General features: G+C 43.9%; 24 protein-coding genes. 12 read left to right on the top strand and 12 right to left on the bottom strand.

The features are described 5' to 3' along the window. Positions 1-30 precede the first annotated feature (30 nt). From atpB to mioC, 7 genes are all read right to left on the bottom strand, one after another. The gene (gene atpB / locus VT06_RS06215; RefSeq protein WP_046553425.1) at positions 31-897 is read right to left on the bottom strand and encodes a F0F1 ATP synthase subunit A; all 867 of its coding nucleotides are present in this window, start codon (positions 895-897) and stop codon (positions 31-33) included. A gap of 15 nt (positions 898-912) precedes the next feature. After that, the gene (locus tag VT06_RS06210; protein ID WP_046553424.1) at positions 913-1,290 is read right to left on the bottom strand and encodes an ATP synthase subunit I; all 378 of its coding nucleotides are present in this window, start codon (positions 1,288-1,290) and stop codon (positions 913-915) included. A 110-nt stretch (positions 1,291-1,400) separates the two neighbouring features. Continuing rightward, positions 1,401-2,279 (bottom strand): ParB/RepB/Spo0J family partition protein, encoded by an 879-nt coding sequence (locus VT06_RS06205; protein ID WP_046553423.1) that lies wholly within the window; start codon positions 2,277-2,279, stop codon positions 1,401-1,403. A gap of 28 nt (positions 2,280-2,307) precedes the next feature. Further along, complete coding sequence (locus tag VT06_RS06200; protein ID WP_046553422.1) at positions 2,308-3,102, bottom strand: ParA family protein; 795 nt, start codon at positions 3,100-3,102, stop codon at positions 2,308-2,310. 12 nt (positions 3,103-3,114) lie between these two features. Further along, positions 3,115-3,738 carry a 16S rRNA (guanine(527)-N(7))-methyltransferase RsmG gene (rsmG, locus tag VT06_RS06195; protein ID WP_046553421.1) on the bottom strand — a complete coding sequence of 208 codons (624 nt, stop codon included), beginning with the start codon at positions 3,736-3,738 and terminating at the stop codon, positions 3,115-3,117. Positions 3,739-3,748: 10 nt separating this feature from the next. Beyond that, positions 3,749-5,638, bottom strand: coding sequence for a tRNA uridine-5-carboxymethylaminomethyl(34) synthesis enzyme MnmG (mnmG, locus tag VT06_RS06190; protein ID WP_046553420.1), 1,890 nt, complete (start codon positions 5,636-5,638; stop codon positions 3,749-3,751). A gap of 573 nt (positions 5,639-6,211) precedes the next feature. Next, complete coding sequence (mioC, locus tag VT06_RS06185) at positions 6,212-6,658, bottom strand: FMN-binding protein MioC (protein ID WP_046553419.1); 447 nt, start codon at positions 6,656-6,658, stop codon at positions 6,212-6,214. A gap of 162 nt (positions 6,659-6,820) precedes the next feature. Between mioC and VT06_RS06180 the strand changes: the two genes are divergently transcribed. The 8 genes from VT06_RS06180 (at position 6,821) to VT06_RS06160 (ending at position 13,248) form a co-directional block, all read left to right on the top strand. Beyond that, positions 6,821-8,659 (top strand): DEAD/DEAH box helicase, encoded by a 1,839-nt coding sequence (locus tag VT06_RS06180; RefSeq protein ID WP_200897922.1) that lies wholly within the window; start codon positions 6,821-6,823, stop codon positions 8,657-8,659. Between the two features lie 160 nt (positions 8,660-8,819). Further along, a complete protein-coding gene (locus VT06_RS18420) occupies positions 8,820-9,266 on the top strand; it encodes a hypothetical protein (RefSeq protein WP_200897921.1) in 447 nt (148 codons plus the stop codon). 79 nt (positions 9,267-9,345) lie between these two features. Next, positions 9,346-9,654, top strand: coding sequence for a hypothetical protein (locus tag VT06_RS18415; protein ID WP_200897920.1), 309 nt, complete (start codon positions 9,346-9,348; stop codon positions 9,652-9,654). After that, positions 9,596-10,756, top strand: coding sequence for a M1 family aminopeptidase (locus VT06_RS18410; protein WP_235357371.1), 1,161 nt, complete (start codon positions 9,596-9,598; stop codon positions 10,754-10,756). The genes VT06_RS18415 and VT06_RS18410 overlap by 59 nt, the downstream gene beginning before the upstream one ends. A gap of 31 nt (positions 10,757-10,787) precedes the next feature. Continuing rightward, on the top strand, positions 10,788-10,919 hold the full coding sequence (locus tag VT06_RS18825) for a DUF6702 family protein (protein ID WP_369796892.1): 132 nt from the start codon (positions 10,788-10,790) through the stop codon (positions 10,917-10,919). A gap of 65 nt (positions 10,920-10,984) precedes the next feature. Then, positions 10,985-11,407, top strand: a complete 423-nt coding sequence (trxC, locus tag VT06_RS06170; RefSeq protein ID WP_046553418.1) for a thioredoxin TrxC — start codon at positions 10,985-10,987, stop codon at positions 11,405-11,407. 36 nt (positions 11,408-11,443) lie between these two features. Beyond that, entirely contained in the window at positions 11,444-11,935 is a 492-nt protein-coding gene (locus VT06_RS06165) for a YbhB/YbcL family Raf kinase inhibitor-like protein (RefSeq protein WP_046553417.1), read from the top strand. 101 nt (positions 11,936-12,036) lie between these two features. Next, positions 12,037-13,248, top strand: coding sequence for a YbfB/YjiJ family MFS transporter (locus VT06_RS06160; RefSeq protein WP_046553416.1), 1,212 nt, complete (start codon positions 12,037-12,039; stop codon positions 13,246-13,248). Here VT06_RS06160 and mnmE read toward each other — a convergent pair whose 3' ends face one another. The 5 genes from mnmE to rpmH all read right to left on the bottom strand — a co-directional run bounded on the left by mnmE (position 13,249) and on the right by rpmH (position 17,093). Beyond that, on the bottom strand, positions 13,249-14,613 hold the full coding sequence (gene mnmE / locus VT06_RS06155; RefSeq protein ID WP_046553415.1) for a tRNA uridine-5-carboxymethylaminomethyl(34) synthesis GTPase MnmE: 1,365 nt from the start codon (positions 14,611-14,613) through the stop codon (positions 13,249-13,251). It abuts the gene before it with no gap. Between the two features lie 72 nt (positions 14,614-14,685). Then, positions 14,686-16,347, bottom strand: a complete 1,662-nt coding sequence (gene yidC, locus VT06_RS06150; protein WP_046553414.1) for a membrane protein insertase YidC — start codon at positions 16,345-16,347, stop codon at positions 14,686-14,688. Between the two features lie 3 nt (positions 16,348-16,350). Continuing rightward, the gene (gene yidD, locus VT06_RS06145; protein ID WP_046553413.1) at positions 16,351-16,614 is read right to left on the bottom strand and encodes a membrane protein insertion efficiency factor YidD; all 264 of its coding nucleotides are present in this window, start codon (positions 16,612-16,614) and stop codon (positions 16,351-16,353) included. Continuing rightward, positions 16,569-16,937, bottom strand: a complete 369-nt coding sequence (gene rnpA / locus VT06_RS06140; protein WP_046553412.1) for a ribonuclease P protein component — start codon at positions 16,935-16,937, stop codon at positions 16,569-16,571. Before rnpA ends, yidD begins: the two co-directional genes overlap by 46 nt. A gap of 18 nt (positions 16,938-16,955) precedes the next feature. Further along, on the bottom strand, positions 16,956-17,093 hold the full coding sequence (rpmH, locus tag VT06_RS06135) for a 50S ribosomal protein L34 (RefSeq protein WP_046553411.1): 138 nt from the start codon (positions 17,091-17,093) through the stop codon (positions 16,956-16,958). Between the two features lie 439 nt (positions 17,094-17,532). Between rpmH and dnaA the strand changes: the two genes are divergently transcribed. The 4 genes from dnaA to gyrB are packed head-to-tail and all read left to right on the top strand — an operon-like array spanning position 17,533 to position 23,572. Continuing rightward, positions 17,533-18,909, top strand: a complete 1,377-nt coding sequence (gene dnaA, locus VT06_RS06130) for a chromosomal replication initiator protein DnaA (protein WP_046553410.1) — start codon at positions 17,533-17,535, stop codon at positions 18,907-18,909. 36 nt (positions 18,910-18,945) lie between these two features. Continuing rightward, a complete protein-coding gene (gene dnaN / locus VT06_RS06125; protein ID WP_046553409.1) occupies positions 18,946-20,049 on the top strand; it encodes a DNA polymerase III subunit beta in 1,104 nt (367 codons plus the stop codon). 3 nt (positions 20,050-20,052) lie between these two features. Then, positions 20,053-21,171: a DNA replication/repair protein RecF gene (recF, locus tag VT06_RS06120; protein WP_046553408.1), complete on the top strand. Its 1,119-nt coding sequence runs from the start codon at positions 20,053-20,055 to the stop codon at positions 21,169-21,171. Further along, positions 21,155-23,572 (top strand): DNA topoisomerase (ATP-hydrolyzing) subunit B, encoded by a 2,418-nt coding sequence (gyrB, locus tag VT06_RS06115; RefSeq protein WP_046553540.1) that lies wholly within the window; start codon positions 21,155-21,157, stop codon positions 23,570-23,572. Before recF ends, gyrB begins: the two co-directional genes overlap by 17 nt. Positions 23,573-23,621: the final 49 nt, after the last annotated feature.

Below are 23,621 nucleotides of genomic sequence, written 5' to 3'. Positions count from 1 at the left end.
TAGTTAAAGTTAAAGTTAAAGTTTAAAAAATTAATGATTATCTGCGCTGGCCATACTCAGGTAAACAATGGTCAGCATCATAAATACAAAGGCTTGTAACACAATAACCAGAATATGGAATACCGCCCAGATAAAGTGTAAAGGTAACTGAAACAAACCAATGATACCGATTAAGATAAAGATCATTTCTCCGGCATAAAGGTTGCCATACAAACGCAACGCCAACGAGAAAGGCTTAGTAATTAGCGCTAACACTTCCAACAGCAGGTTAAATGGTACCAGCAGTATCTGAAGCCAAACAATTTTCGTATTAAAAGGATGTAGGGTAAGTTCTTTAATAAACCCAACAACACCTTTAATTTTAATTGAATAGCCGATCATCAGTAGAAACACACCTAATGCCAGTGACACCGTGGTGTTAATATCGGTGGTCGGAACTACTTTCATATAAACGTCTTTCGCTTCCATACCAAAAAAAGTAGCACCAATCCAGCCAGCCAGGGCAGGCAGAATATCAACCGGTACTAAATCCATTAGGTTCATCAGAAAAACCCAGACAAAAATAGTCAGTGCTAATGGCGCAATGAGTTTACTTCGGCCCTGGAAAGTAGATTTAACGTTGGAGTCGATAAATTCAATCAGCATTTCAACAAAACACTGAAATTTACCCGGAACTGCCAGAGTATCTTTGCTGGCTTTCACCGCAGCGATTCTGAACAGCCAGAGGAATAAGATACCCAAACCAATAGACCACGCTAAGGTATCGATATGTAATACCCAGAAACCCGACTCACTACACGCTTTGTTAAAAACGGTTTCGCCATTAACGGAACACATTTTTGCGTTAGTAAGGTGGTGCTGAATATGACTTGAAATGGTAGTTTCACCTGCAGCCATGTTTCTTCCCAATTATCAAAGTTTAAAAAAAATCGCCGCTGTCCATTGCGCCAGTAATGTCAGGATATATCCTGTTAATACGGCTGCTGCAACAATATCTGCTTGCTGCATTACCAGAACAAAAAAACCAATGGTCAGCAAAATTTTTAGCGAATGACCACGCATAAAGGCCGTTTTCGCTTGTTCTGCAGTGCCCCATCCCAGATACCAGAACGCAAACAGTGCAAAAACTAAATTTGGTATGGCGGCTATTAGGCCCCCTTTAAACGCCGAGCGGGCTGCCGGTTCGCCGTTTATTATGTAAAAAATCAGTGCCACTAATGCAGCTATAATAACCTGACAAGCAACCATTTTATATGCTGAAAGTCTTATCTGACGCGGGCTCAGTTCCATAACTACTCCGGCTACTTTGTCAGCGCTACTTTCAGGGTAAAAATCAGCCGCAAGTATACTTATTTAGCTTTATTTTGCAACTAAAAGCCATTTACTGACCTTTATGCCATTTATAGTTGCTCGCCCAGTTGTAGTTTTTCAATAATTCCATCAAATTCATCCAGGCTACTATAACGAATAACCAACTGGCCTTTACCTGCCTTATTGCAACTAATTTCTACCGCCGTAGCAAAGCGCTCGCTTAATCGTTGTTCAAGTGCTGCAACATCGGCATCTTTAATTTTAGGTGGTATTGCAGCTGCAGGCTCAAGGATCCGCCGTACTAATTTCTCTGTTTCACGAACAGTTAATTGCTTGTGCGCCACTAAACGAGCAGTGTCTGACTGGTTTTCATTTGCCAGTGCCAGTAACGCTCTGGCATGCCCCATTTCTATATCGCCGTGTTCAAGTAAAACTTTTACGTCCTCATTCAGGCCATTAAGTCGAAGTAAATTTGTTACTGTGGCACGCGATTTACCCACTGCGTCAGCTACCTGCTGATGAGTTAACTCAAATTCTGTTAATAAACGGTCTAGCGCTACAGCTTCTTCCATAGCATTAAGATCTTCTCGTTGAATGTTTTCAATCAGGGCAATTGCTACAGCAGCTTCATCGGGTACATTTTTAATTAAACAAGGAACATCGGCTAGTCGTGCCAGTTGTGCTGCTCGCCAGCGTCGCTCGCCGGCAATAATTTCATAACTGTTATCGCCAATAGCGCGAACAACGATTGGTTGAATAACACCTTGCGCCCGAATAGAGCTTGCTAAATCTTCTAAGGCATCTTGCGACATATCTTTTCGTGGCTGATATTTACCCGGCCTTAAAAATTCAACAGGTATTTTTTGCAATTCAGCAGAGTGCTGGTTTGCATGATGTTGTTCCGTCGTTTTATTTGACGTAAGTAAAGCATCTAAGCCCCGTCCTAAACCGCGTTTTTTCACCGACATGCGCAAAAATATCCTTTAACTTTCGTGGTTATAGTGGGATCGTTTTGTTACTAATTTTTTTATCTGAACGTCGTAACATTTCCCCAGCAAGCGCCAAATAAGCCTTAGCACCGGTAGAGTTTTTATCATAATACATAACTGGAGTACCGAAACTAGGTGCTTCTGCTAACCTAACATTGCGCGGGATCACGGCTCGGTAAACTTTATCACCAAAATGTTGTTTTAATTGCTCTGATACATCATTAGCCAACCGGTTTCGTGGGTCGTACATCGTGCGTAAAATGCCTTCAATTTTCAAATCGGCATTAATTACCGCCGCTAGCTTGTTAATAGTATCCACTAATGCCGTCAGTCCCTCTAAAGCAAAATATTCACATTGCATCGGCACTAATACGGTATCAGCAGCTGCCATGGCATTAACTGTTAACATATTAAGGGAGGGTGGGCAGTCAATAAAGATAAAATCATAGTTGTTGCGATACTCTTTTAGCGCGGTACGCAGTCGTAGTTCACGGGCAAACACATCCATCAAACGAACTTCTGCAGCAGTTACATCAGAGTTTGCTGCAACCAGGTGATAACCACCACTGGTTTCTTTTACTATTACTTCTAATAATGGTTTTTGTTCAATTAATAATTCATAAGCTGTGGCATGTACTTGATATTTATCAACACCACTACCCATAGTAGCATTACCTTGAGGGTCAAGGTCTATTAGTAACACCTTGCGTTTTGTTGCCGCCAATGATGCTGCTAAATTAACAGCTGTGGTCGTTTTACCTACTCCACCTTTTTGATTGGCAATGGCAATGATTTTTCCCACAAAGCTCCCTCGTTATGGTTTGTTGCCGGTAATAATAATCAGATGCCTGCTGGCATCAAGTTCCGGTACTTGCAATGGAATAACAGCGGCTACTTTAACAAAATCCGGCAAAGCTGCAATTTCTTCTTGCACAATGGCGCCTTTCATTGCGTAAAAACAGCCTTTTTCTGCGGGTAAATGCCGACACCAATGTACCATATCGTTAGCAGAAGCAAAGGCGCGGCTTATTACGCCATCGTAAAGTTGCACAGGTATATGATGTTCTACTCTACTTTGTACTGGGGTAATATTTACTAAACCAAGTTGCAACTTAACTTGGTTTAAAAACCTTACTCGCTTGCCTAAACTGTCAAGCAACGTAAAGTGTTTAGCAGGGTAATAAATTGCCAGTAGTACTCCAGGCAAACCCGGGCCTGTTCCGACATCAATAAAATGATCGCCTTGCAAATAAGGAGCAATAACCAGACTGTCCAATACATGTTTAATTAACATTTCTGTAGGTTCACGTACTGACGTTAAATTATATGTACTGTTCCATTTGGTTAGCAGTTGAACATATTCAATACATTTTTCTACTTGCTTATCATTTAATTGCAGACTGGTTTGAGTCAGCAACTGTTGCAGTTTATCCAACATAGCGATCCTTTCAGGCAGACCTGCGCAATAAGCCTTGTTTTTTCAGATATACCAGTAATAAAGAAATGGCAGCTGGTGTAATGCCTGATATTCGTGAAGCTTGCCCTACAGTGGTTGGCTGGTGTTGATTTAACTTCATAATTACTTCGTTTGATAAACCTTTCACCGTTGTGTAATTAAATTCTGCTGGTAATTTAGTTTGTTCATTACGTTGTTGTTTGGCAATTTCTTCTTGTTGACGATTTATATAGCCTGCATATTTAATTTGTATTTCAACTTGTTCAGCTGCTATTGGATCGGCAAGTGCAGGACCTAAACCGTCAATTTTCATCATCTCTTGATACGTCATTTCTGGTCGGCGTAGTAATTCTTCTAAACTAGCTTCTCGACTTAATGGTGTTTTAAGCAAACTATTAATGGCTGCTAAGGTACTGTGCTGCGGATGAATCCAACTTTGCCGGAGTCGTTGTCTTTCCAGCTCTACTTGGTTCATTTTTTCATTAAATATTTGCCAACGTTGATCATCAACCAGCCCTAATTCACGGCCCTTAGTTGTTAATCTGGCATCGGCATTATCTTCCCGTAGCATAAGTCGGTATTCTGCTCTGCTGGTAAACATACGGTAAGGCTCTTTAGTACCCTGCGTCGTTAAATCATCTACCAATACGCCAAGGTATGCTTGATCACGGCTCGGCGACCAGCTATCCCGTTCGGTAGCAAATAAGGCCGCATTTAAGCCGGCAAGTAGTCCTTGCGCTGCGGCTTCTTCATACCCTGTTGTGCCATTAATTTGTCCTGCAAAAAACAGTCCTTTAATGTGCTTGGTTTCTAATGAGCTTTTTAAGTCTCTGGGATCAAAAAAGTCATATTCAATGGCATAGCCTGGCCGGGTTATATGCGCATTCTCCATGCCTTTTATTGAGCGGACTATTGCTAGTTGTACATCAAAAGGCAAACTTGTTGAAATACCATTAGGATAAAGTTCGTGAGTGGTTAAGCCTTCTGGTTCAATAAAAATCTGGTGATTATCTTTATCGGCAAAACGCATTACTTTATCTTCAATTGATGGGCAATAGCGTGGGCCAATACCTTCAATTACGCCGGTATACATTGGTGAGCGATGCAAATTATCACGTATTACCTGATGGGTACGTTCATTAGTGTAAGTAATGTAGCAAGGTATTTGTGTTGGTTGATCTTTGTTGCTGCCTAAAAATGAAAAGACTGGTGTTGGTGTATCACCAGGTTGAGCTTGCATCACAGAAAAATCGACTGTTCTGGCGTCTACCCGTGGTGGTGTTCCGGTTTTTAATCGATCGACTCTGAATGGTAATTCCCGTAAACGTTTTGCTAACGCAATTGAGGGCGGATCGCCTGCTCTGCCACCAGAGAATTGTTCTAACCCAATATGTATTTGGCCACCTAAGAAAGTGCCTACTGTCATTACAACGGACTTAGCCCTAAACTTTAAACCCATTTGGGTAACAACACCTCTAACCTGATCTTGTTCAACAATAAGATCGTCGCAGGCTTGTTGAAAAATTCTTAGGTTAGGTTGATTTTCGAGTGTTTGACGAATGGCAGCACGATATAACTGTCGATCAGCCTGAGCGCGTGTTGCTCTTACAGCAGGGCCTTTTGAACTATTTAATGTTCGAAATTGAATGCCGCCCTTGTTAGCGGCAATCGCCATAGCACCGCCTAGTGCATCGATTTCTTTAACCAGATGTCCTTTGCCAATACCGCCTATTGCCGGGTTGCATGACATTTGGCCTAGTGTTTCTAAATTATGAGTAAGCAATAGTGTTTGCAAACCCATTCTTGCAGCAGCCAAAGCAGCTTCAGTGCCGGCATGTCCACCACCGACCACAATTACATCAAAGGTTTCTTGATACAACATATCTGCCTCAGCTTTGGCACAAATGCCGGTTTAAATCAGGGGGCGTATTGTAGCGCGATATAGCAGGTTTTGAAACGTCTAAAACGGCTTAGGATCCGTTTAATATATATAAGATCTTTTTAAAGATCTTTTTATTATTATTACTATTAAGCAGCCTGTTTTCAGTGGATAAGCCATTATTGCAACTGATGATCAATAACTTAAATAGGATCAGATCCTGTGATCAAGGTTGGATCAAGCGTACCTGAACGGGTGGATAACTTAACTAGTTATCCACAGGGTAAGCGGGAAATATTTTTATTAAGTGTGTAAGTACAGGTTTATCACCGCTTTTAAGCTTACTTATACACATTCTCATTTTTTATTAAGAACTTTGTTTATAAGGTGAGGATAAGCTGTTCAGTTAACCGGCGAGCCTATTTGCGCAATACACTAATTTATCAAGGTTTAAGCAGAGTATTGTTAATTTACGGTTATTTATAATGGCTAAGATGGCATTTGGTTGGTTTGATTGTGGTTTCAATTTTTATGTCTTGATTTGTTTATCTGTACTTCCTGAGAGACGAGTGGTTTTCACTCGCTTTTTTTTAGTTGCTGAATAAATTCTGGCAACCAGCTTAGCGCGTTCTCTTCTGGTAATTCTGCTGTTAATACATCAATTTCTAGGGTAAATAACAGTGGTTTTGCACCGCGTTGTTGTAATAACCGGAGCAATGTTTTGCCTGCCTGACAAAAAGTATCGTAACTGGAATCACCTAAAGTGATCACGGCGAAAGAAAGTGTGTTAAGATCACGCCGATCTTGTGCTAATTGATCCGCAAAGGGTTGAATATTATCAGGCAGATCTCCTGCGCCATAGGTGGATGTGATCACTAACCAGATGTGAGTCGGGTTTAGCTGATCCAAATCGGGTTGAAGATGAAGTTTAGTCTCATATCCCGCTTGTACCAGTGTTTCAGCAACTTGTTCTGCCACATATTCCGCTGCGCCCATTTGGCTGCCAACAAGGATTTCTATCATGGTGATCCTCTAGGTGGTAAATGTTCGACTATACTACTGGAATAAAACCGGGAAAAGCGATGTCTTTTGCCCGTTTTCGTGTTTTTACTGCATTGCAGGCTAGGTAAAAACAACAATAGCACTTACCAACAAGCCTGCGTGTGATTGAGGTTATAACAACGTATGTCTGAAATTTTGTCTTTTTCCCAGCTAATGCTGCCGGAACCGCTGGTTCGAGCGGTCACTGAACTTGGTTATGAAACGCCATCGCCTATCCAGGCGGCTGCTATTCCAAAATTGTTAGCTGGTGAAGACGTGTTAGGTCAGGCGCAAACGGGTACCGGTAAAACCGGCGCATTTGCACTGCCTTTACTTGCCCGGCTAGACCCGGCGCAAAATGATCCACAAATTCTGGTGCTGGCACCAACCCGTGAACTGGCTATTCAGGTGGCGGAGGCTTTTCAGGCTTATGCCCGATATATGCCAGCATTTCATGTGTTACCACTATACGGTGGCCAAAGCTATACCAACCAACTTAAATCGTTAAAACGTGGTTCACAAGTTATAGTTGGTACCCCAGGCCGTATTCTTGACCACTTAGATCGTGGAACATTAAAACTTGATAAACTACGTGCTATCGTGCTGGATGAAGCCGATGAAATGTTGCGTATGGGCTTTATTGACGATGTGCAAACCATTATGGATGCTACTCCGCCAGGCCGCCAGGTTGCTATGTTCTCTGCCACCATGCCCGCGCAAATTAGAGCTATTGCACAAAAGCATTTAAAAAATGCTGAAGAAATAAAAATTGCATCGAAAACCAGTACTGTTGAAAGTATTACTCAGCGCTATGTATTGCTTGATGCTAATCAAAAATTGGACGCGTTAACTCGTTTACTCGAAGGTGAAGAATACGATGCCAGCATCGTGTTTGTTCGTACCAAAAGTGCCACTGAGGAAATTGCTGAAAAATTGGGTGCTCGCGGTTATGCTGTGGCCTGTTTAAACGGTGACATGAATCAGGCGCATCGTGAGCAAACCATTCGTCGCATGAAAGCTAGCCAGCTGGATATTATTGTCGCAACTGACGTTGCTGCCCGTGGTTTAGACGTTGAGCGAATTAGTTTGGTTGTAAATTACGATATTCCGTACGACAGTGAAGCTTATGTACATCGAATTGGCCGAACGGGTCGTGCTGGTCGTGAGGGTAAAGCAATTTTATTTGTGTCACCACGTGAACGTCGTTTGTTACGTACTATTGAACATTCTACTAAGCAACCAATAGAACAAATGTCATTACCTACCGGTCAGGTAATTGAACAGCGTCGGATAGAATCATTTCGTGAACAACTGGCACAAACCATTGATTCTCAGAATTTGAGTTTTTTCCAAGAGCTGGTAACTGATTGGCGCGAAAAGTTGGAAACAACAGATGTTGATCTGGCAGCAGCTTTGTTATATCTGGCACAAAAAGAACAGCCTTTAAATGTGGCGAAACAATTTCCGGAATTACGTCAGCCGCACGCCCGTGGTGAACGGGAAGAGCGACCACGCAGTGACCGCAACGATCGTTCTGAACGATCAAGTGAGCGCTCAAATGAACGTTCAGGCGAACGGCCAGATCGTGGCCCGCGGGTGCGTCGTGAAATGAAAGGTGATTACAATAATTACCGCATTGAAGTGGGTAAAGAGCATGGTGTCCGAGCCGGTGATATTGTGGGTGCTATAGCCAATGAGGCTAACATTGACAGCCAGTTTATCGGTAATATCAAGTTGTTTGATCACTTTAGTACGGTTGAATTGCCAGCCAATATTCCGGCTGAAATTTTTCAGCATCTAAAAAAAGTTTATGTGCGAAAGCAAAAGCTGAATATTAGTATTGATACTGGCAGTACACCTGCCAGCACACCAGGTAGTACTGCAAAAAGTACTACCAATAGCGCCAGCCAAAATAGTGGTGGTGAGCGCCGTAGTGGTCCTGGTCCGCGTCCTGGCGCCGCGCCACGTAAGACAAGAGATTAACCCCGCTTTACCCTGTTAAAAATATAACCCCGCATTTGTGGGGTTTTTTTTGGCGACAGAACCACCAATAAACGTGCTAAACGGGTTTGTTTGCCAGCATGAAGTTCCTTATTGTAATGAGCGTATTTAAGCGCTAAAAATAATAAGAGATCCTTCAATTATGCTCGTTATCTTGTCTCGTGTTTCGTTACTTAGTTTGCTTGTTGTCCTGCTCAGTAGTTCTTTCAATGCCGACAGTGCTATTCGTCAAACCAAAGGTGACTTTGACGATAAATTTCGCCAACTAGAAGAAGTGTTACCCACGCCCAATATTTATCGTAATGCCGCTGGTGAACCGGGTCAGCAATATTGGCAGCAGCAAGTTAACTATAAAATGGACGTTGTGCTTGATGAAGCGTCTCGTCGGCTTAGCGCTTCGCAGCAAATAACCTATAAAAATAACTCACCTTATACCCTGAAGTATCTATGGCTGCATTTGGACCAGAATATTTTTAAGAATGATTCGATGGCCGAGATGACGACCGATTTTGGTGGTGTTGGCCGACGTGGCCCGGCAACGTCAATTGGCGACGGTGATATTACTGCCCGCCTAAGCCTGGACCAATAAAGAGTTTTTAGGTCGTGGCGAGTTTACCCTAGAATTTGGTGATTATGACGTTAAGTTAGCCGTACCAGCTGATCATATTGTGTCAGCAACCGGTGAGCTACAAAACAGTGCCAAAGTGTTAACCTCCGACCAATTAACTCGGTTAGAACAGGCTAAAACGGCGAAACGGCCGGTATTTATTGTGACCGAGCAAGAGGCGCTTGATAACGAAAAAGCAGGTACAGCTGACACAAAAGTATGGCATTTTAAAGCCAATAAGGTGCGGGATTTTGCTTGGGCTTCGTCTCGTAAATTTATCTGGGATGCGAAAGGCTATCAGCAGGGTGGTAATGAGCAACCATTTGTTATGGCCATGTCGTTTTACCCGAAAGAAAGTGGTTATTCATGAAGTAGGGCATATTTATTTCCCAATGGTGGTTAACTCGGATGAGCGGCAATGGACCTGGATGGACGAAGGGTTAAATAGCTTTCTCGATGGTGTTGCCGGTCGGGAGTGGGACCCTACCATACCATGGGGTGTTGAACCGCGTGATATTGTCGATTATATGAAGTCAGACGTGCAAGTGCCGATTATGACGCAGTCTGACAGCGTGTTAAAACTTGGCCCTAATGCCTACACCAAACCTGCGGCAGCGCTTAATATTCTGCGTGAGGTGATTTTAGGCCGCGAGTTGTTTGATTTTGCGTTTAAAGAGTATGCCACGCGCTGGAAATTTAAGCGGCCAACCCCGGCCGATTTTTTCCGCAGCATGGAAGAAGCCAGTGGTGTTGATTTGGACTGGTTTTGGCGTGGTTGGTTTTACAGCACTGACCACGTTGATATTTCGTTAGACAAAGTATACCAGTTGCGTTTAGACACGAAAAACCCCGATATCGACTTTTCTCGTGAGCGCCAGCAAGATCAAGATAAACCGATGCCGCTGTTTGTTGAGCGAAACAATGTCGAAGGCAAAGTGCTGTGGATTGATAAAAACCCGGATGTACGGGACTTTTATGACGACAATGATCGTTTTGCCGTTACTAACAAAGAACGTAATGCCTATAACAAGTTCGTGCATGAGTTAGAACCTTGGGAGCGTAAGGCGTTTGAGCGGGCAGTATCTGAAGATAAAAACTACTATGTGTTGCAGTTTAGTAACAAAGGTGGTCTGGTCATGCCTATTTTACTGCAACTGAACTATGCTGATGGTAGTTCTGAGCAGCAGTATATTCCGGCCGAGATCTGGCGCCGTAGTCCGAAAGCGGTAAATAAGCTTATTGTTAGCGCCAAAGGTAAAGTACTGCAAGAGGTGCTGGTTGACCCGAAATGGGAAACGGCAGATGTCGATATTGAAAACAATTTTTATCCGCGGCGTATTGTGCCATCGCGCATAGAGGCTTATAAAGCTGAGAAGAGTAAAGCCAAGGTTAGCCGGGATATTATGCAAGATAGTAAAACGGAGCTAAAAGATCCGGCAACAAAAGCAACAGAGCAAAAGGAAAATAATTGATCCGTTTAATATGTAGCCTGCTGTTGCTGGCCTGAGGTTTCAGCATCGTGCATTGCAGGAGTTGTGGCCGGCCCAGGTTAATACCGTTAATATTGAAGGTAATGGCGAGATTAAAAGCCTGATCTTCGATTATAAAACCGATTGGCAGCAGGTGAGTTTTTAATTTTGGCTTTAAATTTAGCTGAGCTGACACTATACAAGAAGCCCAAAGACGTATTGGAGATTATCATGATTATTGCCTGCCCTTATTGTAACGGCCTTAATCGCTTACCGGCTGATAAGCCCGCCACACAATCGCGTTGTGGTAAGTGTAAGCAGCTGCTGTTTAACGGTCAGCCTATTGAACTTACCAGTGGTAATTTTGCTGCGCATGCCGACAAAGCGCAATTGCCGCTGGTTGTCGATTTTTGGGCTAGCTGGTGTGGTCCATGTAAGAATTTTGCACCCGTGTTTAGTCAGGCGGCCAGTGAGCTAGAGCCGCAATTTCGTTTTGGTAAAATTAACACTGAGCAACAACAACAACTGGCTGCACAGTTTTCCATTCGCTCAATTCCAACCTTAATGGTGTTTAAACAGGGGCTAGTAGTAGCGCAGCAAGCCGGTGCATTGCCAAAACAAGCCTTTTATCAATGGCTTTCTACACTTAAGTAAGTACTTACTAACATTAGTAATTTTGATGGAGCTAATATGACTGAATTGCGTTTCACCCTTCGTAGCCCAGAGCTGCAAGAAGGTCATTTTATGGCGAAAGAGCATGAGTTTGATGGGTTTGGTTGTAATGGTAAAAATATTTCGCCTGAACTGAGCTGGCAACATGCGCCCTCGGCTACTAAAAGCTTTGCTATTACGGTGTTTGATCCAGATGCACCCACCAGCTCAGGCTTTTGGCACTGGCTGGTAACAGATATTCCGGCTGATGCCAAAGGCTTGGCCCGAGGTGCTGGTAAAGGCAGTTTACCGCCAGGTTGCCGCCGTTTTACGAATGACTATGGCAGTAAAGAATTCGGTGGCGCTTGCCCGCCTGAAGGCCATGGTATGCATCGCTATCAATTTACTGTGTGGGCGCTACCAGAAGACACTCTGGCGGTGCCAGATGCTGCCAGTGCCGCTGTGGTTAGCTTTATGTTAAACGCGAATGCGTTGGCTAAGGCTACCTTAACCGCTACTTACGCGCGTTAGTTATTAACGCTGGCACATTCAGAGTAATACACCCGACTAAGGCCGCATACCGTGGCCTTTTTTTCTGGGTTAAGCTGCCTTTTTAGCTACATGGATAGGTCATGCTGAGTAATTTCCTGCATCGGTATGTATTACCACAACGCTTTTATGTGTTGTTAGCCGGGTTTTTTAGCCAGTTATTGTGTCTGGGGGTAGCTCGTTTTGCTTATACCCCGTTGTTACCACTAATGCAGCAGCAAACCCTGCTGGACGATACCAGCGGTGGCATGCTGGCGGCAGTAAATTACCTGGGTTACATGGCCGGCGCATTGTTGGCAGCGAATCTTAGCGATCTAAAGCTTAAAGATCGCCTATACCGGCTAGGGCTTATATTGGCCATTGTTAGTACCTTGGGTATGGCGTTTACCGAGAACGTCTATTGGTGGGCTTGCTGGCGCTTTATTGCTGGTTTAAGCAGTGCCGGTTCAATGCTGCTTGCGTCTGCGCTTATTATGCATTGGCTATTACGCCATAAGCATCGTGCTGAGCTGGGTATACACTTTGCTGGACTGGGTTTAGGTATTGCCCTTGCTGCATTACTGGTAGAGCTGATGCTAGCCATGCAGCTTGAGTGGCACACCCAGTGGCAGTATCTGGCGGTGTGTGCGGTGTTACTGGCCATTCCGGCCTGGCGCTGGTTACCTGTACCAGAAATAAACACTTTCACCATTCAGACTAACGCCGCCGCTACGCTACCAACCTCACGTTTTATTCGTGTAATGCTGGCCAGTTATTTTTGTGCCGGCTATGGTTATGTGATTAGTGCCACGTTTATTGTCACCATTGTTGAGCGCATGCCGGGCTTGGCGGGTAGTGGTAATCTCAGTTTTATCATATTAGGCTTGGCTGCAGCGCCAGCAGTGTTGTTGTGGGATAGGATAGCCCGAAAAATAGGCTATTTAAAAGCGATTATGCTGGCCTTACTGGCGCAAATGCTGGCCATTTTATTGCCGCTTTGGCTTAGTTCTCTTGTTGTGGTGTTATTCAGTGCAGCCTTGTTTGGTGCTACTTTTATTGGTGTGGTTAGTTTAGTGCTAACTATGGCGGGGCGCTTATACCCGAGTAAGCCTGCCAAGCTTATGGGGAAAATGACGCTGGCTTACGGCAGCGCCCAGGTTATTGCTCCTGCCCTAACCGGATATATTGCCGACACTACAGGCCAATACACTATTGGCCTTTATTTAGCCGCTTTTTTTGTGGGGCTTGGTGCGCTGCTTATAGCGGTATTAATTGCTACTGATCAGACCGCACAGCAGCTGGATGGCTTAAAGTAACTATTTCCCGATGCAAAATGAGCTAAATATACGACCCAGCAAGTCATCACTGCTAAATTCGCCGGTAATTTCATTTAGGTGCTGCTGGGTTAGTCGCAGTTCTTCGGCGAGGATTTCGCCGGCAATATAGCTGTGCAGTTGTTCCTGACCGATGGCAAGGTGCTCTGCTGCTCTGTCCAGGGCGTCTAAATGGCGGCGTCGCGCCAGGAAGCTGCCCTCGGTACTGGCATCAAAACCGATACAGTGTTTTAAGTGCTCGCGCAGCGCTTCAATGCCGGCACCGGTCTTAGCCGACAGGCGATAGACCGGCACTTTGTCGTTATTGTCCGTGGTCATGGTTTCGCCGGTAATATCAGCTTTATTGCGTATTACCGTAACGCCTAAACTAGCTGGCAGGCGGTCGATAAAGTCGGGCCATATATCATGTGGATCGGTGGCGTTGGTAGTGGTGCCGTCAACCATAAATAATACCCGATCAGCCTGGACTATTTCGGCCCAGGCGCGCGCGATACCTATTTGTTCAACCTCATCGGTGGCGTCGCGAAGGCCTGCAGTGTCGATAATATGCAATGGCATACCGTCGATATGAATATGCTCGCGAAGGACGTCACGGGTGGTACCGGCAATCTCGGTTACAATAGCCGCTTCGCGACCGGCTAAGGCATTTAGCAAGCTGGATTTACCCGCATTGGGCCGGCCAGCTATTACCACTTTCATACCCTCTCGTAAAATACTGCCTTGGGCTGCCTGTTTTTTTACTGTGGCCAGATAGTCGATTATTTCTGCTAAATCGGTAGCCACTTTACCATCTGATAAAAAGTCGATTTCTTCATCGGGGAAATCTATTGCCGCTTCAACATACATTCGAAGATAAATAACTTTTTCTACCAGCTGGTGAATGCGATTAGAAAACTCTCCTTGCAACGATTGCACGGCACAGCGGGCTGCTTGCTCGCTGGAGGCATCAATTAAATCGGCGATGGCTTCAGCCTGGGCTAAATCGAGTTTATCGTTTAAAAAAGCGCGTTCAGAGAATTCTCCTGGACGGGCTATTCGCACATTGGGTTGCGCTAACACTTGTTTTAATAGCATGTCGAGTATGACGGGCCCGCCATGACCTTGCAGTTCTAATACATCTTCCCCGGTAAAAGAATTGGGCCCCGGAAAGTATAGGGCAATACCCTGATCCAATACTTGGCCGTTGCCATCAAAAAACGGCAGATAATCAGCATAACGGGCGTTAGGTAATTTATGTAACAGTGCTTGAGCCACCGCTGTTGTATCGGGGCCAGAAATGCGGATAATGCCGACACCGGCGCGGCCAGGGGCGGTTGCTAATGCGGCGATGGTGTCGGTAGTAAACATTGTAGTTACCTTTTAATAGAAAAAGCCTGTCGCGTTATGCTGACAGGCTTAGGGTGTTATTTTCAGCTAGGATTAGGCTTTTTTAGTATGTAAGCCTTTCTTTTCCATGCCTTTGTAGATAAACAACATTTGCGCCAGTGAAATCAGGTTACTAACAAACCAGTACAACACCAGACCACTTGGGAACCAGATAAAGAATACTGAGAAAGCCACTGGCATCCACATCATAATTTTCTGTTGTAGCGGGTCGGTTACTTGCATTGGTGTTAATTTCTGCATGGCAAACATGCTGATACCAAACAGTACGGGTAGAATGTACCATGGGTCTTTAGACGATAAATCGGTTATCCATAACATGAAGGGAGCATGGCGTAACTCGACGCTTTCAACAAATACCCAGTACAAGGCTAAGAATATTGGCATTTGTACAATCATCGGTAAGCAGCCGCCCATCGGGTTTACTTTTTCTTTGCGGTATAATTCCATCATCGCGGGGCCCATTTTTTGCTTGTCATCTTTATGGCGGGCTTGCAGCTCTTCAATTTTCGGTTTTAAATTACGCATCTTGGCCATAGATTCATATTGGATCTTGGTCAGAGGGTACATAATGCCTTTAACAATAACGGTGATCAGAATAATGGCCAAACCCCAGTTCACCACAAAACCCTGAATGGTGGTTAGTAACCAGAATAGTGGCTGAGAAATAAACCACAGGAAACCGTAATCAACGGTTAAATCAAGGCCATTGGCTAGCGCGGCTAATTTGTCTTGTTGTTTCGGGCCGGCATAGAAAGTGCTACCGATTACGGTACTTTCGCCTGGTTGTAGCTCTATAACGTCGCTACGACTGCCAATTACCCCTTTATTACCGGCTACCATGCTGTATAAGCGATTTTGCATCTGTTGGTCTGGTACCCAGGCCGCAACAAAATAATGTTCTAACATGGCTACCCAGCCACCTGTGCTGATTATGGACAGGTTGTTTTTTGCCATATCGCCAAAATCATATTTCTGATAACGCTCTTCGCTGCTGCCATAAGCTGCACCACGGTAAATAGGCATCATCATGCTGCCACTTTCACCGTTATCAATATTTTGTACTAGGTGCCGATAAGGTTGAAAACGTTTACTGACATCGCTTTGGTTTTGTACGTAATACTCTACCCGGACATCATATTTTCCACGGCTAAAAATAAAGCGCTTCTCAATTTGTAAGCCGTTGAAGTTAGTTACCAGTGGCACTATCAGTTGCTCGCTGCCTTCTGCCAGTTGATGTTGTTGCTGAGTAAACTGATATGGCTGACGGCTATTTGCCTGGTCATCAGGACCATCGGCGCCAATTAACCCTGATTGAGCGGTATATTCGAAGCCGGCCAGTTTTCGCATTAGCACATAAGGCAGGTCACTGCCTTTAGTTAGCGGAAATTTGGGTAAAGTTAGACCGACAATATCACCGCGGCTAGTGTCAATTTCAACGTTTAATACGTCAGTGACGACTGTTACCGTCTGGGCTGATGTTGCAACAGCAGCACTTGCTTGACCCGGCGCGTCATCACCGGTAAGCCTGATATCGTCGCTACCATTGCTGCTGTTACCAATACCAATATTTTGCGCTTGCTCAACGGTAGTGGGGTTGGCTATTGGCTGCGGGCCGTAATCTTTTTGCCATTCCTGCCAGAGGAAAAAACTGACGATTGCCAGGGCAATTACTAAAAAACTGCGTTGTGAATCCATGGGTTAGCTTTTCTCATTATGCTTATCAGGAACGGGATCATCACCGCCCTTATGTAAGGGGTGACATTTTAATATGCGTTTGCTTGCTAACCAAGCACCTTTTACCGCACCAAAGCGTTCAATAGCGGTAATGGTATAGTGTGAGCAGGTTGGATAAAACCGACAGCGTGGTCCGAGCAGCGGGCTTAACACCATCTGATAACCACGAACCAGCATTATCATCAGCTTGATGGTAAAGCGATGTACTGGCGAGCGATTTTGCTCCATAGCCGTTCCAGTTGTTTCAAAAGTTCACTATTCGGGGTGTTACTGATATCACCCTTTACCATTAGTACCAGATCGACACCGGGTAACTGGTGTTGATGCAAACGAAAGCTGTCACGCACACAGCGTTTTATACGATTGCGTTGCACGGCCAATTTAACACGTTTTTTAGCGATAGTAAGGCCTAATCTTGGGTGAATAAGCAGATTTGGTTTTGCAAGAATGGTAAACAGGGGAGAAGCAACCCGAAATGGGTGTTTGAATACTGTATCAAATTGACTGGGAGTTAACAGGCGTAACTCCCGGCCGAAGTTCAAGCTGACCACGCAGCGCTTAACAGCCGATTACGCTGATAAACGCTGACGGCCCTTAGCACGACGACGTGCTAAAACCTGACGACCACTTTTAGTAGCCATGCGGGCACGGAAACCGTGGTTACGCTTGCGTTTTAATACGCTTGGTTGAAACGTTCTTTTACTCATAATTTCATCCGTCCGGTCGAAATATTTACTAAGATTACCTGTGTTCTAGTAAATGTACCAAAACGCAGCTGACAAAAATGAGCGCGAATTTTAAGTAGTTCACGCCACAAAGTCAATGCGATCCTTGTTTTTATTCTGATCTGATCATCGTTTAGTCTTACTCTTTAATAAGTTTTCCACAGGCATACTGATCTTACTGAATAAAATAGCAGTTACTTGTTCGTTAGGTCAGAAAGTGCAGCCTATTTTATTCAGTATTATTAAATAGAATAAGGCTTTAAAGCTTATATTAAACAATAAGTTATGCTTATTTTTTTTCTGTGCTTAGTTTTTTTGAAAAGTCAATATTGAACTTGTGGATAAGTTTGTATGATAATAGTAATCTAGCAAAATGACACCAGCCTTTATTATAATTTTAACCAGGGCTTCAGGAGAGACGGTGTACCAATCAGTTTGGCATAATTGTTTACAAGCGTTGCAGGCTGAACTTCCTGCCCAGCATTTCAGTATGTGGATCAGACCTTTGCAAGCCGATAGTTCGTCTGATGCATTGATCCTCTATGCCCCTAACCGTTTTGTGTTGGATTGGGTAAGAGAAAAATACCTGAACCGGATCCTTGAACTGATCCATGATTATTGTGGTGATGACGCGCCACGTTTACGTTTAGATGTTGGTAATAGCCAGCAACAAACTAAGCGCCCGCCAGGCAACAGTCATTTGCCTCAACCAGAAATTGTTGCTACTAACGCGCCGATTGTTCGGGAAGTTGCTGAGCCTGCACCAAAAACCATTGTACGAAGTAACGTGCGAGCTAATTATACGTTTACTAATTTTGTAGAGGGTAAGTCTAATCAATTAGCCCGGGCAGCAGCGAGCCAGGTAGCTGATAATCCGGGTACTGCTTATAACCCCTTGTTTATCTACGGTGGTACCGGTTTAGGTAAAACCCATTTATTGCATGCAGTAGGAAATGGTATTCTGGCCAAGAAACCGGATGCAAAAGTTATATATATGCATTCTGAGCGGTTTGTACAAGATATGGTTAAAGCATTACAAAACAATGCGATAGAAGAGTTTAAGCGGTATTATCGCTCTGTAGATGCATTGCTTATTGATGATATTCAGTTTTTTGCCAATAAAGAACGTTCGCAAGAAGAGTTCTTCCATACTTTTAATGCATTGCTTGAGGGCAATCAGCAAATTATTTTGACCAGCGATCGATACCCGAAAGAAATAGACGGTGTCGAAGACCGGCTTAAGTCACGTTTTGGTTGGGGTTTAACCATTGCCATTGAGCCACCTGAGTTAGAAACTCGGGTAGCGATTCTGATGCGTAAGGCGCAAGAGAACCAAATTCGTTTGCCGGAAGAAGTTGCGTTTTTTGTGGCTAAACGATTGCGCTCTAACGTGCGTGAGTTAGAGGGGGCATTAAATCGGGTTATTGCAAACGCTAATTTTACCGGCCGGCCAATTACTATCGACTTTGTGCGTGAAGCGCTGCGCGATTTGTTAGCCTTACAGGATAAGTTGGTAACGATTGAAAATATTCAAAAAACTGTGGCTGAGTACTATAAAATTCGTATAGCTGACTTATTATCTAAACGTCGCTCCCGTTCTGTTGCAAGGCCACGACAAATGGCCATGGCCTTATCAAAAGAACTTACCAATCACAGTCTGCCTGAAATTGGTGATGCATTTGGTGGTCGTGATCACACTACGGTGCTGCATGCCTGTCGGAAAATCGAATCATTAAAAGAAGAAACTCACGAAATTAAAGAAGATTTTCAAAACCTCATTCGTACGTTGTCTTCATAGCGGTTTTAACAAGGTCATCCTAACTAGGGTTTAGCCATGCAATTTATTATAAATAGAGACGCCTTACTCAAGCCATTACAAATGGTCTCGGGTGCGATTGAGCGCCGTCACACCTTACCTATTTTATCTAACGTGTTGCTTGAAGTTAGTGAGCAACAGTTGGCGCTTACGGGCACCGATTTAGAAGTTGAATTGGTTGCCATAACTGATGCAGTGCAAGTACAGCAAGTTGGACGTATAACCGTTCCGGCAAAAAAATTGCTGGATATTTGTCGCAGCTTGCCTGAAAACAGTGACATTAAAGTGGTTATGCAAGCGGAGAGTTGCATTTTAACCTGTGGCAAAACCAAATTTACCTTATCGACGCTAAGTGCTGCTGAGTATCCGAACCTTGAAAGCTGGCAAGGGGAGGTTGATATTAGTATTAGCCGTCAGCAATTGCGAAAGTTATTAGATGACACGGCTTTTTCAATGGCCAATCAGGACGTGCGCTATTACCTTAATGGCTTGTTATTTGAAGTTGATAACGGCAGCTTAACGGCGGTTGGTACTGATGGTCATCGTCTAGCATTAAGTAAGTTGGTGTTATCCGGCGTTAATTTACAACAAAAGCAAATTATTATTCCGCGTAAGGGCGTGCTGGAAATTATGCGTTTGCTGGCAAATGATGATCAGCTTATTCAACTTAGCCTGGGTCAAAATCATATTCGTTTGTCCGATCAAGGTTTCACTTTTAGCAGTAAATTAATTGACGGTCGTTTTCCGGATTACCGCCGGGTATTACCTCGTAATAGTACCAAGCTGGTTACTGCGCATCGGTCTGTATTAAAAGATGCCTGTACCAGAGCGTCTATTTTATCCAATGAAAAGTATCGTGGTGTGCGTTTTACATTAAACAGCGGTGAGCTACAAATTGTTGCCAATAACCCCGAGCATGAGCAAGCGGAAGAGATCATCGAAGTAGAGTACCAAGGTGAAATGCTTGAAATTGGTTTTAACGTTGGATATTTATTGGATGTGCTTAACACTTTAAATACCGATTTAGTTATTTTGCATTTAAACGATGCTAACTCTAGTTCGTTAATTGAAGGGGTAGGAAATGAAGGTGCATCGTACGTTGTTATGCCGATGCGTCTTTAATTAATGGCACTACTGTCGTTGCAACTGAGTCAGTTTCGCAATATGACGGCATTGTCGCTGACTGCTCATGCTGAATTTAATGTAATTTACGGTGAAAATGGTAGCGGTAAAACCAGTTTGCTTGAAGCTATTTACTATTTAGCGCATGGTCGGTCATTTCGAAGTAGGGCGCATCAACGTTTGATCAAAGATGACGCTGATCATTTTACGCTACATGCCAAAATTAGTAATAACCAACAGCAATATAGCTTAGGTTTGCAGCGTAATCGCTCAGCTGAATTGCTGCTACGTTTAAACGGTGCTAACGTACAGCGGTTGGCAGAGTTTGCCAGTTTGTTACCGGTACAACTGGTTACCCCTGATAGCTTTCGATTGTTTTTCGGTGGGCCGAAAGAGCGTCGCCAGTTTTTCGATATGGGGGTGTTTCACGTGGAACCTACCTTTTTTCCGGTATGGTTGCAATTTAGCCGGGTATTAAAGCAACGAAACGCGCTGTTAAAGCAACGTCGGCGTTATGATGATGAATTTGCCTATTGGGACCAGCAATTTGCAAACCAGGCCTGGCAGTTACAAAGTCTTCGTCAGCAGTATATTAACCAACTTAATGACGCTTACACTTTATTGATAGCGGCAAACCCAATGTTACAAGATGTGACACTGCAATTGCAAAGTGGCTGGCCTGAACGTATTACCAGCGAACAAGCTTTATTAGACTTACTTAAACAAAACTTTGAACAAGACTGTCGACAAGGTTTTAGTCAATATGGACCACAGAAAGCAGACCTAAAACTTAAAAAAGCTCATTTAGCTGTTGAAGAAGTATTATCCCGTGGCCAGCTAAAAGTGTTATTATTTGCTCTTAAAATTGCCCAGAACAATGTAATTAGTAATAGTGGTAGTAAACAGCCTTTATTACTAATTGACGATTTGGCGTCTGAACTGGATAGCAGTTCAACCCAGCTCGTTTTTGACTATTTAACCCAGATTAATTCACAGGTATTTATTACTGCAATTAATGCTGATCAGGTTTCACCTTTTATTGCAGCTTCAAGCAGCAAAATGTTTCACGTGGAACAAGGTCAGATAACAGCACGGACAGATGATGATGGCCGAACAACATAATTACGATTCCTCAAGTATTAAAGTATTAAAAGGGCTAGATGCCGTTCGTAAAAGACCAGGCATGTATATCGGTGACACCGATGACGGAACTGGCTTGCACCATATGGTGTTTGAGGCTGTCGACAACTCTATCGATGAAACGCTGGCTGGTTATTGCACCGATATCTGGGTAACAATTCATAGTGATGGCTCAGTGTCAGTGCGAGATAATGGCCGTGGTGTGCCAACTGAAATGCATGAAGAGGGTGTGTCGGCCGCTGAAGTTATTATGACGGTACTGCATGCCGGTGGTAAGTTTGATGAAAATTCTTACAAAGTATCCGGTGGTTTACATGGTGTGGGAATTTCAGTTGTTAACGCCCTATCCGATAAGTTAGAGCTTACCATCCGCCGTAAAGGCCAGGTACACAACCAAATTTATCATTTAGGTGTACCGCAAGCACCGCTAGGCGTAATAGGCGAAACAAACGATACCGGTACTGCAATTCGATTTTGGCCGAGTCCAACCGTCTTTAGCGATATTGACTTTCATTACGATATTCTGGCTAAACGCTTACGTGAACTATCATTTCTTAATTCCGGGGTTAGTATTAATCTGACCGATGAGCGTAATGATAAAAAAGACCACTTTAAATATGAAGGTGGTATTGAAGCTTTCGTGCAGTATTTAAACCGCAGTAAAACCAGTGTTCACCCGAAAGCGTTTTATTTTAGTGATCAGCGCGAAGATGGTATTTCTGTTGAAGTAGCAATGCAGTGGAACGACAGTTATCAGGAAAACGTTTACTGTTATACCAACAATATACCGCAGCGCGACGGTGGGGCGCATTTAGCCGGTTTTCGCGGTGCGCTAACGCGGGTGCTAAATAACTATATAGAGCATGAAGGTTATGCTAAAAAAATGAAAGTGCAGGCTTCTGGTGACGATGCCCGTGAAGGTCTAACCGCCGTAGTCAGTGTTAAAGTGCCTGATCCTAAATTTAGTTCGCAAACGAAAGATAAACTGGTTTCGAGCGAAGTGCGTTCAGCGGTTGAAGGTATTATGGGCGAGAAGCTTAATGAATACCTGTTAGAAAACCCTGGCGATGCACGAATTATTGTTGGTAAAATTGTCGACGCCGCGCGCGCTCGGGATGCTGCACGCAAAGCTCGTGAAATGACCCGCCGCAAAGGCGCGTTAGATATAGCCGGTTTGCCAGGAAAATTAGCCGACTGTCAGGAAAAGGACCCGGCATTTTCTGAATTGTACATTGTAGAGGGTGACTCTGCAGGCGGTTCAGCTAAGCAGGGTCGTAACCGCAAAAACCAAGCTATTTTGCCACTGAAAGGTAAAATACTTAACGTTGAAAAAGCCCGCTTTGATAAAATGCTGTCATCACAGGAAGTGGGTACTTTAATTACCGCGCTTGGTTGTGGTATTGGCCGTGATGAATATAACCCGGATAAAACCCGTTACCACAGTATCGTATTAATGACTGATGCTGACGTGGACGGTTCGCACATTCGTACTTTGTTGCTTACTTTCTTCTACCGGCAAATGCCAGAATTAATTGAACGCGGTTATATTTATATCGCCCAGCCACCGTTGTTTAAAGTAAAAAAAGGTAAGCAAGAGCAATACATCAAAGATGAGCCGTCATTGGTAGAGTATTTAACGACTTTGGCACTGGATGAAGCAAGCTTACACGTAAACGCCGATGCGCCAGGTATTAGTGGCGAGCATCTGGAAAAGTTGGTGCGTACCTATCATAAAGTTAGCACTATCATTAACCGTTTAAGCCGGAAGATACCTTACAATCTGCTCAACGAACTTATTTATGTAAGCGGCCTAAGCCCGGAAAATGTCAAAAATAAAGAAGTTGTTGAAGCCTGGGTTAAAACGCTGGCTAAACGCTTAGATGATAAAGAAGGCGACGGTTCCAGCTATAAGTATGACGTGATAGAAGATCGCGAGCGACAGTTGTTTCAACCTAAGGTGATTATTCGCCAGCACGGTATCGATAATGACTATACGTTGCATTATGACTTTATTACCTCGCGTGATTATCAAAATATTGTGGCTTTAGGCGATGAAATTCGTGATCTGATTGAAGAGGGTGGTTACATTCGCCGAGGCGACAAAGTTAAACCGGTTGAAAACTTCCTTGAAGCGTTAAACTGGTTAATGGCAGAATCTAAACGCGGTTTGTACATTCAGCGCTATAAAGGGCTGGGCGAAATGAACCCGGATCAGCTATGGGAAACCACCATGGACCCTCAAAATCGCCGTATGCTGCAAGTTACCATTGAAGATGCAGTGGGTGCAGATCAGTTATTCGCTACCCTGATGGGCGACCATGTTGAACCACGACGTGCCTTTATCGAAGAGAATGCACTGTACGTTGCCAACTTAGACGTATAACTTTTACCACAAAATAAGACAGGGGCTGCGGCCCCTCAGTCATTTTAGC

This window comes from Arsukibacterium sp. MJ3 (assembly GCF_000987765.1).
GTDB lineage: Bacteria > Pseudomonadota > Gammaproteobacteria > Enterobacterales > Alteromonadaceae > Alishewanella.
This window is presented reverse-complemented; position numbering and strand designations above follow the sequence as displayed.